Genomic DNA, 13,866 nt, shown 5'->3' with positions numbered 1-13,866 from the left:
GAAAGTCCCATGCGTGCCCTCGCCTCCCTCAGCCGCTTCTGCGGCAACACCTTTCCTCTCTGGGTTCTGCTGTTCGCCGTTCTGGCCTTTTTCCAGCCCGCCTGGTTCAAGGGGCTGACGGTGGCCATCGTGCCTCTGCTAGGGCTGGTGATGTTCGGCATGGGACTGACGCTCAAGGCGGAGGACTTCCGTGAAGTCGGACGCCATCCCGGGCGAGTGATCATCGGCGTCCTGGCGCAGTTCATCATCATGCCGGGTACGGCCTGGCTGCTCTGCAAGCTGCTGGCGCTACCCGACGAAATCGCGGTGGGCGTCATTCTGGTTGGTTGCTGTCCCGGCGGTACCGCCTCCAACGTCATGACCTGGCTGTCCCGCGGCGACGTCGCGCTGTCGGTCGCGATCACCTCGGTCACCACACTGCTTGCACCGCTGGTCACTCCCGCGCTGGTATGGCTGCTCGCCTCCGCCTGGCTGCCGGTCTCGTTCAGCGCCATGTTCCTGTCGATCGTGCAGGTCGTCCTGCTGCCAATCGCGCTGGGCTTCATCGTCCAGCGCATGCTCGGAGAGCGCACCCGTGTGGCGGTGGATGTGCTGCCGCTGGTTTCAGTGATCAGCATCGTGGTGATCATTGCCGCCGTGGTAGCTGCCAGCCAGGCGAAGATCGCCGAGTCCGGACTGCTGATACTCGCAGTGGTGATGCTGCATAACGCGCTCGGACTGATGTTGGGCTACCTGACCGGGCGCCTGACCGCCATGCCGCTGGCCCAGCGCAAGGCGCTGGCCATCGAGGTCGGCATGCAGAACTCGGGCCTGGGAGCGGCGTTGGCCAACGCTCACTTCTCCCCTCTGGCCGCCGTACCCAGCGCGCTGTTCAGCGTCTGGCACAACCTCTCCGGCTCCATCCTGGCGGCGGTGTTCCGCCGCATGACCGACGAGCCATCCGTCCAGGAACAAGCCTCGTAACAGGGCCATGCTTCGACGCCGGGTTGCCCGGCGTCGTGCATTTGTGCAAAATAATGCACATTGTGAGGACGACCTCACCACCTTCCGGTGTTCCAGCGGGGACGGCCCTTCAATCCATCCACCGTCTGGAGTCCCGCATGTCCTGGATCATTCTGTTCGTCGCCGGCCTGTTCGAAGTCGCCTGGGCCGTCGGCCTGAAGTACACCGAAGGTTTCACCCGCCTGGTTCCCTCAGTGCTCACCGCCCTGGCAATGGCCGCCAGCGTAGGCCTGCTGGGCCTGGCCATGAAGAACCTGCCGCTGGGCACCGCCTACGCCATCTGGACCGGCATTGGCGCGCTGGGCACCGTTGCCGTTGGCATCTGGCTGTTCGGCGAATCCATGGCGCCGGTCCGTATGCTCAGCGTTGCGCTGATCCTGTTCGGACTGGTTGGCCTGAAACTCAGCCACTGACGCTGCATCGATTTCGATGCCGGCGGGCTGTCGCTTTCCCGAAAATTTGTCGGTATGCTGCGGCCCACTGTGTTTGCTTGCGTCACTGTGGCTCGTGACCTGATGGGGCCATTCCCCATCACCCGGCTTCGACTGCACCTTGCAACTCAGGACGAGCGCGGGCTTTTCCGCACAACAATATTCAATTGTTCAAGGTGTATTTCCATGTCGAATCGTCAGACCGGCACCGTCAAGTGGTTCAACGACGCCAAGGGCTTCGGCTTCATCACTCCGGAAAGCGGCAACGATGTCTTCGTGCACTTCCGCTCCATCCAGGGCACCGGCTTCAAATCGCTGCAGGAAGGCCAGAAGGTCTCCTTCATCGTTGTTGAAGGCCAGAAGGGCCTGCAGGCTGACGAAGTTCAGGTCATCTGAACCGCGACACGCCCATGAAAAAGCCCCGGCACTGCCGGGGCTTTTTCTTTGCGCGAAGGAAAGTCAGCGGGCCGCGCCACGCAAGGCCGCGACCTGCTCCTGCAACGCCAGGCGCTTGGCGTCTTCCGGCGGCACCGGCTGGCCAGCCACCAGGCACACCCGCGACCAGATGCGGCGGAAGAAACCCTTGCTCGGATCGCGGCTGAAGAAGCTGCCCCACAGACCTTGCAAGGCCATCGGGATCACCGGCACCGGGGTCTCCTCGATGATCCGCTCCACGCCGCTACGGAACTCGTTCATCTCGCCGTCCAGGGTCAGCATGCCCTCGGGGAAGATGCACACCACCTCCCCTTCGCGCAGATACTCGGCGACCTTGGCGAAGGCCTTCTCGTAGGTCTCGGCGTCCTCGTTACGCCCGGCGATAGGCACTGCGCCGGCGGTGCGGAAGATGAAGTTGAGCACCGGGATGCGGAAGATCTTGTAGTACATGACGAAGCGCACCGGACGGCGCACGGAGCCGGCGATCAACAGCGCATCGACGAAGGACACGTGGTTGCACACCAGCACTACCGGGCCCTCATCGGGGATGGCTTCGAGGTTGCGATGGTCGACCCGGTACATCGAATGGGTCAGCAGCCACACCAGGAAGCGCATGGTGAACTCGGGAACGATCTTGAAGATGTACACGTTCACCGCGACGTTCATCAGCGACAGCACGAGGAACAGCTGGGGGATCGACAGCTTCGCCACCGACAGCAGCAGGATCGAGACGATCGCTGCGACCACCATGAACAACGCGTTGAGGATGTTGTTCGCCGCGATCACCCGCGCGCGCTTGTCTTCCTCGGTCCGCGCCTGGATCAGCGCGTACAACGGCACGATATAGAAGCCGCCGAAGATGCCGATGCCAAGGATGTCGGCCAGCACCGCCCAGGATTGCGAATGTTCCAGCACCGCCAGCCAGTGGTAGGGCTGTTCCCCCTTGGGGAAATCTCCGGAATGCCACCACAGCAGAATGCCGAACAGGCTCAGGCCGATGGAGCCGAAGGGCACCAGGCCGATTTCCACCTTCTTGCCCGAAAGCTTTTCGCAGAGCATCGAACCCAGCGCGATGCCCACCGAGAACACGGTGAGGATCAGCGTCACCACGCTCTCGTCGCCGTGCAGCAGTTCCTTGGCGTAGGTCGGGATCTGGGTGAGGTAGACCGCGCCGAGGAACCAGAACCAGGAGTTGCCCACCAGCGAGCGCGACACCGCCGGACGCTGGCGCAGGCCGAGCATGAGGATGCTCCAGGACTGGCGGAAGATGTTCCAGTCGATCACCAGCTCCGGCAGCGCAGCCGCCGCACGGGGAATGTTGCGGCTGGCGAGGTAGCCGCAGGCGGCCACCACCACCACGGCGATGCCGACGCCGGCGGCATAGTCCTGGCGCGACATCAGCATGCCGGCGCCGATGGTGCCGGCGAGGATGGCGAGGAAGGTGCCCATCTCCACCAGGGCGTTGCCGCCCACCAGCTCGTTCTCCTGCAGGTGCTGCGGCAGGATCGAATACTTCACCGGACCGAACAGCGCCGAGTGGGTGCCCATGGCGAACAGCGCGAGGAACAGCAGCGGCAGGCTGCCCAGCACGAAGCCGGCGGCGCCCACCAGCATGATCCCCACCTCGGCCAGCTTCAGCGCGCGCATCAGCGCGTCCTTGTTGAACTTCTCGCCGAACTGTCCGCCCAGGGCGGAGAACAGGAAGAACGGCAGGATGAACAGCAGCGCGCAGAGGTTGACCAGCAGGTTGCGGTCGCCAGCGACGGTGAGGTGGTAGAGGATCGCCAGGATCAGCGACTGCTTGAAGATGTTGTCGTTGAACGCCCCCAGCAACTGGGTGACGAAGAATGGCAGGAAACGCTTCTTGCCCAGCAGGGCGAATTGCGATTGTTCAGTCATCGTCCTTGTTTACCTGCGTGATGGCCGCGTGGCCGGAATGACAGCACGGATATGACGGCAATGACCTGAAGAAAAGCCACATTTTCCGCACAATTCCACTGCCGCAGGTTACCCATGAAATTCCTGCGGGCAAGAAAAAGCCCGTCACGGGGACGGGCTTTTCGGTCAGGCGACGAGCGGGTCAGAAACCAACGCTGCCCTGCACGAAGAAGGTGCGCGGCTCGCCCAGGTAGATACCGGCGTTGTTGTCGCTGGAGCGGGTGTAGTTCATCTGGTCGAAGATGTTCTTCACTCCGGCGGCGACCTTCAGGTTCGACGCCTGCGGGCCGAAGTCGTAGCCCACGCGGGCATTCCACAGCACGTAGCCGGGGATGTCGCCGTACTGGCCGTCGGCGGTCGGCTCGGTGATGTAGTCGCCGGTGAAGTTGCCCTTGGAGTCGGTGGTCGGACCGGGCGAACGCTGCTTGGACTGGGCGAAGCCGTCCAGGTTGTAGGTCCAGCGGTCATGCTCGTAGCGCAGGCCGACGGTGGCCACCTGGCGCGAGTACAACGGCAGGTCACGGCCCTCGAAGCTGGGGATATCGCCCTCGTAAGTAGCGCGGGTGTAGGTGAAGGTACCGTAGGCGGTCAGGCCCGACAGCACCGGGTCGAGCGCGGCCATGTCGTAGTGCATTGAGGTCTCGATGCCCTGGTGCTTGGTGGCGCCCAGGTTGGTCCAGCCCACGTCGTTGCTGATGAATTGCAGTTCGTCGTCGAAGTCGATGTAGAACAGCGTCACCTCGCCGCCCCACGCGCCGTTGTCGTAGCGGGTTCCCACTTCGTAGGTCTTGGCCTTTTCCGGCTGCAGGCCGTTGGCGGTGTCGTTGCCGCTGCCGCCCTGGCCGAGCTGGAAGTACTGCAGGCTGCCGAAGGAAGTCTCGTAGTTGGCGAACAGCTTCCACTCGTCCGACAGGTGATACATCACTGCCAGCGCTGGCAGCGGCTCGTTGTAGTCCTTGCTGCGCTTCTTCTCCTGGACCGGCTTGCCCTTGTTGTCGATGACCGGGCGATCGTGCCAATCGGTGGAGATGCTTTCGAAGCGGATGCCCGGAGTCACCGTCCAGTTGCCCACGTCGATCTTGTCGTCGAGGTAGATGGCGTTGGCCTCGGTGCCGCCGGTGCGGTCCTGGTAAGTGTGGCCATCAGCACCCGGCTTCACCGTCGGCACGTTGTTCACCAGGGCGACCTGGCTGGCGCGCTCGTGCATGGCTTCCTTGAGGTAGCGATAGCCGATGCTGGCTTCCTGGGTGGTCGGGCCGACCATGAAGATCTTCGACACCCGCGGCTCGATGCCGAAGGTGTGGTAGTCGCGCGGATAGGACACCAGGGTCTTGAGGTCACGGCTGGCGATGTTGCTGCCACGGAAGCTGTCGCTGTAGTAGGTCAGCACTTCCACTTGCGTGAGATCGTCGATCTGCCGCTTGTACTTGAGCGAGAAGTCCTTGCGCCGGCCGGTGAAGTTGTCCCAGTCGCGCACGGACTGGTACGGATCATCGTCGAACTGCGCCTGGGTCAGGCCGCCGGGCATGTCGGCGGTGCCGTCGTAGTAGTGGAAGTTGGCGGAGAACTCGTCGACCTCGGTCGGCGCCCAGTGGGTCTTGAGCATCACGTCGTCGATGTCGGTGGAGTCGTTGCTGTCGCGGTAGCCCGCGCCCTTCACACCGGAATACAGCAGCGCGGCGCCGATACCGTTGTCGGCGGTGCCACCCAGGAAGGCGTTGTAGAGGTTCTTCCAGCCACCGTGGGACGCGGTTTCGCTGGTGGTGCCGACGTCGCCGGAGAATTCCTTGGGAATCGCCCGGGTGACGAAGTTGATCACCCCGCCGACGTTCTGCGGGCCATAGCGCACGGAACCGGCGCCACGCACCACATCGACACTGTCGAGGTTGCCCACCGACAGCGGGAACATCGACAGCTGCGGCTGGCCGTAGGGCGCCACGGCGGCCGGCACGCCGTCGATGAGCACGGTGGAGCGCGGCGAGAGGCGCGAGGTCAGGCCACGCACGCCGACGTTGAGGGAGACATCGCTGCCGCCGGTGCCGTTGTTGTCCTGCACCTGCACGCCGGGAATGCCGCGTAGCACGTCGCGCACGTTCTGCGCGCCCTCTTCGATCATTTTCTCGCGACGCACCACGGTGCGCGCGCCGGGGTGGTTCTGCACCACCTGCTGATCCGCATCGCCGAGCCAGTCGCCGACCACGGTGACGGCCTCCAGCGACTGGGGCTCATCCTCGGCCTGGGCCGGCAGCAGCGGCGTGGCCAAGGTTACGGCGATCGCCAGGCGCGACCATGAACGAACGGACGACATGCTTCACCCTCCCCCGGGTACTACGTGAAGGAGGCGCAAAGTACGTCAAATCGTAAATTTCGTAAATGAAAATCTATATCAAATGATAGATTTTTCCGGATGGATCAGATTCGTCTTTGCACTCCGCGCGGACGCCAAGGCTCACGCCGTCTTGAACGATCGGGCGCAAGCCTGCCGGTATTCGCCGGGGCCTACGCCGTAGGCCTGCTTGAACTGGCGGCTGAGATGGCTCTGGTCGGCGAAGCCCAGTTGCATCGCCACGTTCACCGGCGCGCAGCCCTGCTTGAGCAGGGCGCGAGCCTGCTCCAGGCGACGCTGCTTGAGCCAGGCGTGGGGCGGCAGGCCGGTGGCCTTGCGGAACACCCGGGCGAAATGGAACGGCGACAGACCGACCGCCGCCGCCAGCTCTTCCAGCGATGGCGGATCGATCAGCCGCGCGCCCAGCAGCTCGCGAGCGCGCGCCACCGCCAGGGGTTCGTTGCCGGCGGCCGGCACCTCGGGAATCCGCGCGTGGCGCTGGAACAGCAGCAACAAGGCTTCGCGCCAGCAGGTCTGGCGCTGCAGCACAGTGGCCTCGGACTCCAGCAGGCGATGGGCACCGAGCAACACCTGGACCAGCTCCGGGTCCTGCAACACGCTGGCGGCAAAGGACGGCGTGCCGGAACGACCCAGTTCGAGCTCGTCGAGAATCCCGGAAACCTGCTCCAGCTCCGGGTAGAACCCGCGGTACAGCCAGCCCGCCTCATCGGCCTTGGAGCCGGTGTGCACCTCGTCGGGGTTGATCAGCACCACGCTGCCGGTGGGGGCGAAATGCTCGCTGCCGCGATGGTGGAAGCGCTGCGCGCCCTGCTCGATCATCACGAAGGCGAAGCCCTCGTGGACGTGGGGCGCGAACACCTGCTCGATGTAGCGCGCGTGCAGCAGCTCGACGCCGCCCAGCTCCTGGGCGCGCCAGAAGCGGGTTCTTTCGCCGCTCGCGTGATGTTCCGTCATGATCCTGCCCCGATGTCGCACCGCTGCGCCTGAAAACGAGCGGGTCGATCACCTTACACCGCGCACTCAGCCGTTGAAACCGGCTTCCAGCGCGGCTTTCACCTGCGGCCACTCATGGTCGGTGATGCTGTAGAGAATGGTGTCGTCGAGGCGGCCGCCGGCCAGGCGGCGGTGGTTGCGCAGCACGCCCTCGCGCACCGCGCCGAGCTTCTCGATGGCGCGCTGCGAGCGCAGGTTGCTGGCGGCGGTCTTGAGCTGCACGCGGACCATCTTCCAGCTGTCGAAGGCATGGCGCAGCATCAGGTACTTCATGGTGGCGTTCAGGCCGCTGCCGTGCTGCGCCTGGTCCAGCCAAGTGGCGCCGATCTCACAGGCCGGCAGCGCCGGGAGGAAGTCCATGAAGCGCGTGGTGCCGACGATCTCGTTGCCCAGGCGCACCACCAGCGGCAGCGCACGGCCCTCGCGCTGGTCGGCAAGGCCCTGGCGGTACCAGTCCGGACGCCCCGGCGCGCTCATGAACTGCAGCACCTCGCGGTTCGCTTCCGCCAGGGTCACCAGTTCGGGCACGTCGGCCTCCACCATCGGCTCCAGGCGCAAGGCCCCGCGCTGCAAGGTGATCGGTAGCGGTCTGAACATGGCGCCCTCCTTCCTGGGTACGTCGACCTCGACGTGAAATCTTGCTCATTTCAGAGCGTAGCGGCAGCCCGAAGTGCCGTCCCCGCGCAGGGGCTCGACAGACGGGCGACACGCAAAGGCCGGCAAACTATCAGCCCGACCGGCGCGGCTCAAGTGAGAAGCGCGACACAGCGCCACTGAGACATTGGTAGCAGTCGTCTGACACATCGGGACTTTGGTGCGAAACTGCTGCAAGCGCTCCTGCGGGGGAGCCCGTTCATTTCCGGAGTCAGCATGTCGTTGTCCAGTGGGTTGATCGCAACGGTCGCCCTGCTCTACATGGCGGTCCTGTTCGCCATTGCGTTCTATGGCGACCGCCGTCGCGCCCCTCTTTCGCCGCGTCTTCGCGCCTGGGTCTACAGCCTGTCCCTGGCGGTGTACTGCACCAGCTGGACCTTCTTCGGCGCCGTCGGCCAGGCTGCCGACCAGCTCTGGTCGTTCCTGCCGATCTACGTCGGCCCCGTGCTGCTGATGCTCTTCGCGCCCTGGGTGCTGCAGAAGATGATCATGATCAGCAAGCAGGAGAACATCACCTCCATCGCCGACTTCATCGCCGCGCGCTACGGCAAGTCCCAGGCGCTGGCGGTGGTGGTGGCATTGATCTGCGTGGTCTGCGTGCTGCCCTACATCGCCCTGCAGCTCAAGGGCATCGTCCTCGGGGTGAACCTGCTGATCGGCGCCGGGCCCGATTCGGGCGGCATCCGCGCCCAGGACACGGCGCTGATCGTGTCGCTGATCCTCGCCCTGTTCACCATCGTCTTCGGCACCCGCAATCTGGACGTCACCGAGCACCACCGCGGCATGGTGCTGGCGATCGCCTTCGAATCCCTGGTCAAGCTCACCGCCTTCCTCGCCGTGGGCATCTTCGTCACCTACGGCCTCTACGACGGCTTCGGCGACCTGGTGGACAAGGCCCGCGTCGCCCCGCAGCTCAACGAATACTGGAAGGAAACCGTGCACTGGCCGGCGATGCTGCTGCAGACCGGCGTGGCGATGACCGCCATCATGTGCCTACCGCGTCAGTTCCACGTGCTGGTGGTGGAAAACATCGAGCCGCGCGACCTCAACCTGGCGCGCTGGGTATTCCCGATCTACCTGGTGCTGGCTGCGCTGTTCGTGGTGCCCATCGCCCTGGCCGGGCAGATGCACCTGCCCGCCGGCGTGATGCCGGACTCCTTCGTGATCAGCCTGCCCCTGGCCGAAGCCCATCCGGCGCTGGCCCTGCTGGCCTTCATCGGCGGCGCCTCGGCGGCCACCGGCATGGTCATCGTCGCCAGCGTGGCGCTGTCCACCATGGTCTCCAACGACATGCTGCTGCCCTGGCTGCTGCGCCGCAAAGGCGAGGCCGAGCAGCCCTTCGAGGTGTTCCGCCACTGGCTGCTCACCGTGCGCCGGGTGAGCATCGCGCTGATCCTCCTGCTGGCCTACGTCAGCTACCGCCTGCTGGGTTCCACCGCGAGCCTGGCCACCATCGGCCAGATCGCCTTCGCCGCCATCGCCCAGCTTGGCCCGGCCATGATCGGCGCGCTGTACTGGAAGCAAGCCAACCGCCGCGGCGTGTTCGCCGGCTTGGCCGCCGGCTCCTTCCTGTGGGCTTACACCCTGGTGCTGCCGGTGGTTGCCAAGGGCCTGGGCTGGTCGCTGGAAACCTTCCCGGGGCTTTCCTGGCTCGCCGGCCGCCCGTTCGGTCTGATGATCGAGCCGCTGACCCTCGGCGTGCTGCTCTCGCTGATCGGCAACTTCGCCCTGTTCGGGCTGGTCTCGGTGTTCTCCCGCACCCGCGTTTCCGAGCACTGGCAGGCCAGCCGTTTCATCGGTCAGGAGATCTCCCAGAAGCTCAGCTCGCGCTCGATGCTTGCAGTGCAGCTGGAAGACCTGCTGATGCTCGCCGCCCGTTTCGTCGGCGAGGAGCGCGCGCGACAGAGCTTCATCCGTTTCGCCTATCGCCAGGGCAAGGGCTTCAGCCCCAGCCAGAACGCCAACGACGAATGGATCGCCCACACCGAACGCCTGCTCGCCGGCGTGCTCGGCGCCTCCTCCGCGCGTGCCGTGGTGAAGGCCGCCATCGAAGGCCGCGAGATGCAGGTGGAGGACGTGGTGAAGATCGCCGACGAAGCCTCCGAGGTGCTGCAGTTCAACCGCGCGCTGCTGCAGGGCGCCATCGAGAACATCACCCAGGGCATCAGCGTGGTCGACCAGTCGCTGCGCCTGGTGGCCTGGAACCACCGCTACCTGGAACTGTTCGAGTACCCGGACGGCCTGATCTACGTCGGCCGCCCCATCGCCGACATCATCCGCTACAACGCCGAGCGCGGCCTGTGCGGGCCGGGCGACCCGGACCTGCACGTCGCCAAGCGCCTGTACTGGATGCGCCAGGGCACCCCGCACACCTCCGAACGGCTGTTCCCCAATGGCCGGGTGATCGAGCTGATCGGCAACCCGATGCCCGGCGGCGGCTTCGTCATGAGCTTCACCGACATCACCGCCTACCGGCATGCCGAGCAGGGCCTGAAAGATGCCAACGAAGGCCTGGAGCAACGCGTGCAGGAGCGCACCTTCGAACTCTCGCAACTGAATCAGGCGCTCACCGAGGCCAAGGGCAACGCCGAAGCGGCCAACCAGTCCAAGTCGCGTTTCCTCGCCGCGGTCAGCCACGACCTGATGCAGCCGCTGAACGCCGCGCGACTGTTCTCCGCCGCCCTCGCCCACCAGGAACAGCTGCCCGAGGAAGCCACCGAACTGGTGCGCCACCTGGACTCGTCCCTGCGCTCGGCGGAAGACCTGATCACCGACCTGCTGGACATCTCGCGCCTGGAAGGCGGACGGGTCAGCGCCGATGTCACGGCCTTCCCGTTGAGCAACCTGTACGACACCCTGGGCGTGGAATTCCGCGTGCTGGCCCAGGAGCATGGCATCGACTTCCATGTGCGCGGCAGCAAGCTGCGCATCGAAAGCGACATCAAGCTGCTGCGCCGGGTGCTGCAGAACTTCCTCACCAACGCCTTCCGCTACGCCAAGGGCCATGTGCTGCTGGGCGTGCGCCGCGAGGCCGGGCACCTGCGCCTGGAAGTCTGGGACCACGGTCCGGGTATTCCGCCGGACAAGCTCCACGTCATCTTCGAGGAGTTCAAACGCCTGGACAGCCACCAGACCCGCGCCGAGAAGGGCCTGGGCCTGGGCCTGGCAATCGCCGACCGGCTGTGCAAGGTACTCGGTCACCGCCTGGAAGTGCGCTCCTGGCCGGGCAAGGGCAGCGTGTTCAGCGTCAGCGTGCCGCTGGCTCGCCAGCCGGCACCGGCGCAGATCAACGGACACAAGCTGGAAACCCCGGAACAGCTCAACGGCGCCCAGGTGCTGTGCGTGGACAACGAGGACAGCATCCTCACCGGCATGAACAGCCTGCTCAGCCGCTGGGGTTGCCGCGTACTCACCGCGCGCAGCCGCGAGGAATGCCAGGCGCTGCTGGACGGCGACGCCCGGCCGCAACTGGCGCTGATCGACTATCACCTGGACGACGGCGAACTGGGCACCGATCTCATGGCCTGGCTACGCACCCGCCTGGGCGAGCCGGTGCCGGGTGTGGTGATCAGCGCCGATGCGCGGCCCGAACTGGTGGCGCAGATTCACGCGGCGGGGTTGGACTTCCTGCCCAAGCCGGTGAAACCGGCGGCATTGCGTGCGTTGCTGAGTCGGCATCTGAGCCTGAGATAGATCGTACAGCCGTGCTGTGGCAGCGGCGTCGGTTCGCGAGCAAGCTCGCTCCTACACTCCCCCAGGCTTTTGTAGGAGCGAGCTTGCTCGCGAACCCGCCCAGCGCTCACGGCAGAAGGCAGCTCATGCCACCCTCCCGCGCCATTGCAACAACACTACCCCGGCAATGATCAGCCCAATGGCCAGATAGCCTTCGGGCGACAATCTCCGCACCGAAAAACCCGCCCAGCCGAATTGATCGCATAGCGCCGACATCAGCATCTGCCCCGCCACCACGCAGGCCAGGAAGGTCGCCGCGCCCAGCTGCGGCGCCAGCATCACCGCGACCGTCAGGTAGGCCGCGCCAAAGATCCCGCCCAGCCAGCCCCACCAGGGCGTCGTGGCAATACCGGTGGCCGCCGGCAACGGCACGCGGAAGGCCAGCAGCGCGATGATCACCGCCGCGAGGCTCACACCCAGCGAGGTCAGGCTGGCACTCAGCGGATGACCCAACTGGCGGCCGAGCAACGAGTTGCTGCCCGCCTGCAAGGCCACCAGGGCGCCTACACCGATGGCGGGCAGCAGCAGAAGCAGTTTCGACATCGATAATCCTCCATTGCTTGTCGATGGCATTCAGCTTCTGCTATCCATCTGGCGCATGGAAATGAATGATTGGTACACAGGAAATGCATTCAGTTCATGATTTGCGCCGCATCGACCTCAACCTGCTGGTGATCCTCGACGTCCTGCTGGACGAGCGCCACGTCTCCCGTGCCGCCGAGCGCCTGGCCATGACCCAGCCAGCCGTCAGCCATGCGCTGAACCGACTGCGCGACCTGCTGGACGATCCGCTGCTGGTACGCACCGGCAACCAGATGCAGCTGACCCGCCGTGCCTTCGAACTGGCCGGGCCGCTGCGGGAGATTCTTGGCGGCGTACGCCGACTGGTGCTGGGCGACGACTTCGACCCAGCCAGTGCCGAACTGGAGCTGCGTCTGGGCATGTCCGACTACGGCGCCTGGGTGGTGCTGCCGGCACTGCTGCCGATCCTGCGCCGCGAAGCGCCGGGCATTCACCTCGACGTGCGCCAGGCCTCGCGCCTGGGCATGGCCGAACAGGTCGCCAGAGGCGAGCTGGATGGCGCCCTCGGCGTCTTCCCGCTCTTGCCCGAAGGGCTGCGTACGCAACGATTGTTCGAGGAGCGCTTCGTCTGCCTGTGTGCCGTCGACACCCTCGCCGGGCGCCAGCGTATGGACCTCGACGACTACCTCGCCGCGCCACACCTGCGGGTCGCGCTGCAACAGAGTCCGGCGGAAGAAATCGACAGCCATCTGGAAAAGCTCGGTCGCCGCCGTCAGGTCGCCACCACCGTACCGCACTTCAGTGTTGCGCCGGGACTGCTGGCGGGCACTGATATGGTCCTGACCATCGCTGCACGGATGCTGCCGGACGATCTCGAAGCCCACGGTCTGGCCAGCTTCGAACCGCCGCTGCAACTGGCGCGCTTCGACTTCGTGCAGATCTGGTCCGAGACCAGCGAGGACGACCCGGCGCGGCGTTGGCTACGTGGCAGGCTGGCCCAGGCCGCCGGCAGGACCTGAGCGCTCGTTACTCCGGCGTCTCCAGGCGGCGCAGGATTTCCCCGACACGCTCGCCCAGCATCTCATTGGCCGAGCGCTTCAATCCGCGCGCCAGTTCCACCAGCACCACCTGCTCGGCCACCGGACGCAGGCGCTGGAACACCTCGGCAAGGCGCTCCAGATCGGCCGCGCCGGGCAGCAGGTCGGCACCGGGCTTGTCCACCAGATGGGTTACCACCAGGCGCACGATGCCGGCGGCCAGGTGTTCGGTATCGATGCGCAGCACGGCCAGGTGATCGAGCAGCGCGGCCAGCGGAATGCCGGCGCGGTACAGCTCGATGCCGGCATTGAACAGGCGCGGGCTGGGGATGCTGATGCGCTCGCCATCGAAGGCCAGCAGGCCCTGCTCCAGCGCCTGGTCGATTACCGCGTCGTTCAACTCGTCACCGAACAGCGCCTGCAGGTCGCCGAACTCGATGGTGCCGGGGGACTCCAGGTTCCACGGGCCGACGATGGCCTCGTCGAGGCCGAGCACGTGGTCCAGGTCATGGCCGCGCTCCCAGCTTTCCAGCAGTTCCTTGATGTTGGCGATGTTGTAGCCGCGTTCCAGCAGGCGGTTGATCAGTCGCAGGCGGCGCAGATGGCTGGCGAAGTACACCCCGGCGCGGCCACGGCGCTCGGGCGGCGGCAGCAGGCCGCGATCCTGGTAGGCGCGCAGGTTGCGCACGGTGCTGCCGGCCTCGCGGGCCAGTTCGTCCACCGTGTACTCGCGCTCGTCCTCAAGCGCCGACGGGGCATCGTCCGGGCGCTGGAG

11 protein-coding genes are annotated in these 13,866 nt (G+C 65.6%); 5 read left to right on the top strand and 6 right to left on the bottom strand.

Annotation, left to right across the window (positions count from 1 at the left end; translation table 11 throughout):
• Positions 1-9: 9 nt before the first annotated feature.
• The 3 genes from SD196_RS08020 (at position 10) to SD196_RS08010 (ending at position 1,829) form a co-directional block, all read left to right on the top strand.
• Complete coding sequence (locus SD196_RS08020) at positions 10-963, top strand: bile acid:sodium symporter family protein (RefSeq protein ID WP_331316124.1); 954 nt, start codon at positions 10-12, stop codon at positions 961-963.
• A 137-nt stretch (positions 964-1,100) separates the two neighbouring features.
• A complete protein-coding gene (gene sugE, locus SD196_RS08015; RefSeq protein WP_275610807.1) occupies positions 1,101-1,415 on the top strand; it encodes a quaternary ammonium compound efflux SMR transporter SugE in 315 nt (104 codons plus the stop codon).
• A 204-nt stretch (positions 1,416-1,619) separates the two neighbouring features.
• Positions 1,620-1,829, top strand: coding sequence for a cold-shock protein (locus tag SD196_RS08010; protein ID WP_024763416.1), 210 nt, complete (start codon positions 1,620-1,622; stop codon positions 1,827-1,829).
• 63 nt (positions 1,830-1,892) lie between these two features.
• On the opposite strand, the gene SD196_RS08005 is transcribed toward SD196_RS08010, so the two are convergent.
• From SD196_RS08005 to SD196_RS07990, 4 genes are all read right to left on the bottom strand, one after another.
• A complete protein-coding gene (locus SD196_RS08005) occupies positions 1,893-3,767 on the bottom strand; it encodes an MFS transporter (RefSeq protein WP_416311246.1) in 1,875 nt (624 codons plus the stop codon).
• Positions 3,768-3,948: 181 nt separating this feature from the next.
• A complete protein-coding gene (locus SD196_RS08000) occupies positions 3,949-6,114 on the bottom strand; it encodes a TonB-dependent receptor family protein (RefSeq protein ID WP_416311245.1) in 2,166 nt (721 codons plus the stop codon).
• A 141-nt stretch (positions 6,115-6,255) separates the two neighbouring features.
• A complete protein-coding gene (locus SD196_RS07995) occupies positions 6,256-7,107 on the bottom strand; it encodes an AraC family transcriptional regulator (protein ID WP_331316131.1) in 852 nt (283 codons plus the stop codon).
• 66 nt (positions 7,108-7,173) lie between these two features.
• Positions 7,174-7,743, bottom strand: coding sequence for a GNAT family N-acetyltransferase (locus tag SD196_RS07990; RefSeq protein ID WP_331316134.1), 570 nt, complete (start codon positions 7,741-7,743; stop codon positions 7,174-7,176).
• Positions 7,744-8,016: 273 nt separating this feature from the next.
• Between SD196_RS07990 and SD196_RS07985 the strand changes: the two genes are divergently transcribed.
• Complete coding sequence (locus SD196_RS07985; protein WP_275610802.1) at positions 8,017-11,493, top strand: PAS domain-containing hybrid sensor histidine kinase/response regulator; 3,477 nt, start codon at positions 8,017-8,019, stop codon at positions 11,491-11,493.
• Positions 11,494-11,616: 123 nt separating this feature from the next.
• On the opposite strand, the gene SD196_RS07980 is transcribed toward SD196_RS07985, so the two are convergent.
• Positions 11,617-12,075, bottom strand: coding sequence for a DMT family transporter (locus tag SD196_RS07980; protein WP_275610801.1), 459 nt, complete (start codon positions 12,073-12,075; stop codon positions 11,617-11,619).
• An 83-nt stretch (positions 12,076-12,158) separates the two neighbouring features.
• Here SD196_RS07980 and SD196_RS07975 point away from each other — a divergent pair, with 83 nt between their 5' ends.
• The gene (locus SD196_RS07975; protein ID WP_416311244.1) at positions 12,159-13,073 is read left to right on the top strand and encodes a LysR family transcriptional regulator; all 915 of its coding nucleotides are present in this window, start codon (positions 12,159-12,161) and stop codon (positions 13,071-13,073) included.
• 7 nt (positions 13,074-13,080) lie between these two features.
• On the opposite strand, the gene SD196_RS07970 is transcribed toward SD196_RS07975, so the two are convergent.
• A complete protein-coding gene (locus tag SD196_RS07970; RefSeq protein ID WP_416311726.1) occupies positions 13,081-13,779 on the bottom strand; it encodes a MerR family transcriptional regulator in 699 nt (232 codons plus the stop codon).
• Positions 13,780-13,866: the final 87 nt, after the last annotated feature.

Origin of the sequence: Pseudomonas macauensis (assembly GCF_047902425.1) — a bacterium.
Taxonomy (GTDB): domain Bacteria; phylum Pseudomonadota; class Gammaproteobacteria; order Pseudomonadales; family Pseudomonadaceae; genus Pseudomonas.
Note: the sequence above shows the minus strand (reverse complement) of the source record. Positions and strands in the feature narration are given on the sequence as shown.

Excerpts from the sequence above, each read along its gene's own strand:
- SD196_RS08020 (WP_331316124.1), top strand. The coding sequence starts at position 10 with ATGCGTGCCCTCGCCTCCCTCAGCCGCTTCTGCGGCAACACCTTTCCT.
- sugE (WP_275610807.1), top strand. The coding sequence starts at position 1,101 with ATGTCCTGGATCATTCTGTTCGTCGCCGGCCTGTTCGAAGTCGCCTGG.
- SD196_RS08010 (WP_024763416.1), top strand. The coding sequence starts at position 1,620 with ATGTCGAATCGTCAGACCGGCACCGTCAAGTGGTTCAACGACGCCAAG.
- SD196_RS08005 (WP_416311246.1), bottom strand. The coding sequence starts at position 3,767 with ATGACTGAACAATCGCAATTCGCCCTGCTGGGCAAGAAGCGTTTCCTG.
- SD196_RS08000 (WP_416311245.1), bottom strand. The coding sequence starts at position 6,114 with ATGTCGTCCGTTCGTTCATGGTCGCGCCTGGCGATCGCCGTAACCTTG.
- SD196_RS07995 (WP_331316131.1), bottom strand. The coding sequence starts at position 7,107 with ATGACGGAACATCACGCGAGCGGCGAAAGAACCCGCTTCTGGCGCGCC.
- SD196_RS07990 (WP_331316134.1), bottom strand. The coding sequence starts at position 7,743 with ATGTTCAGACCGCTACCGATCACCTTGCAGCGCGGGGCCTTGCGCCTG.
- SD196_RS07985 (WP_275610802.1), top strand. The coding sequence starts at position 8,017 with ATGTCGTTGTCCAGTGGGTTGATCGCAACGGTCGCCCTGCTCTACATG.
- SD196_RS07980 (WP_275610801.1), bottom strand. The coding sequence starts at position 12,075 with ATGTCGAAACTGCTTCTGCTGCTGCCCGCCATCGGTGTAGGCGCCCTG.
- SD196_RS07975 (WP_416311244.1), top strand. The coding sequence starts at position 12,159 with ATGCATTCAGTTCATGATTTGCGCCGCATCGACCTCAACCTGCTGGTG.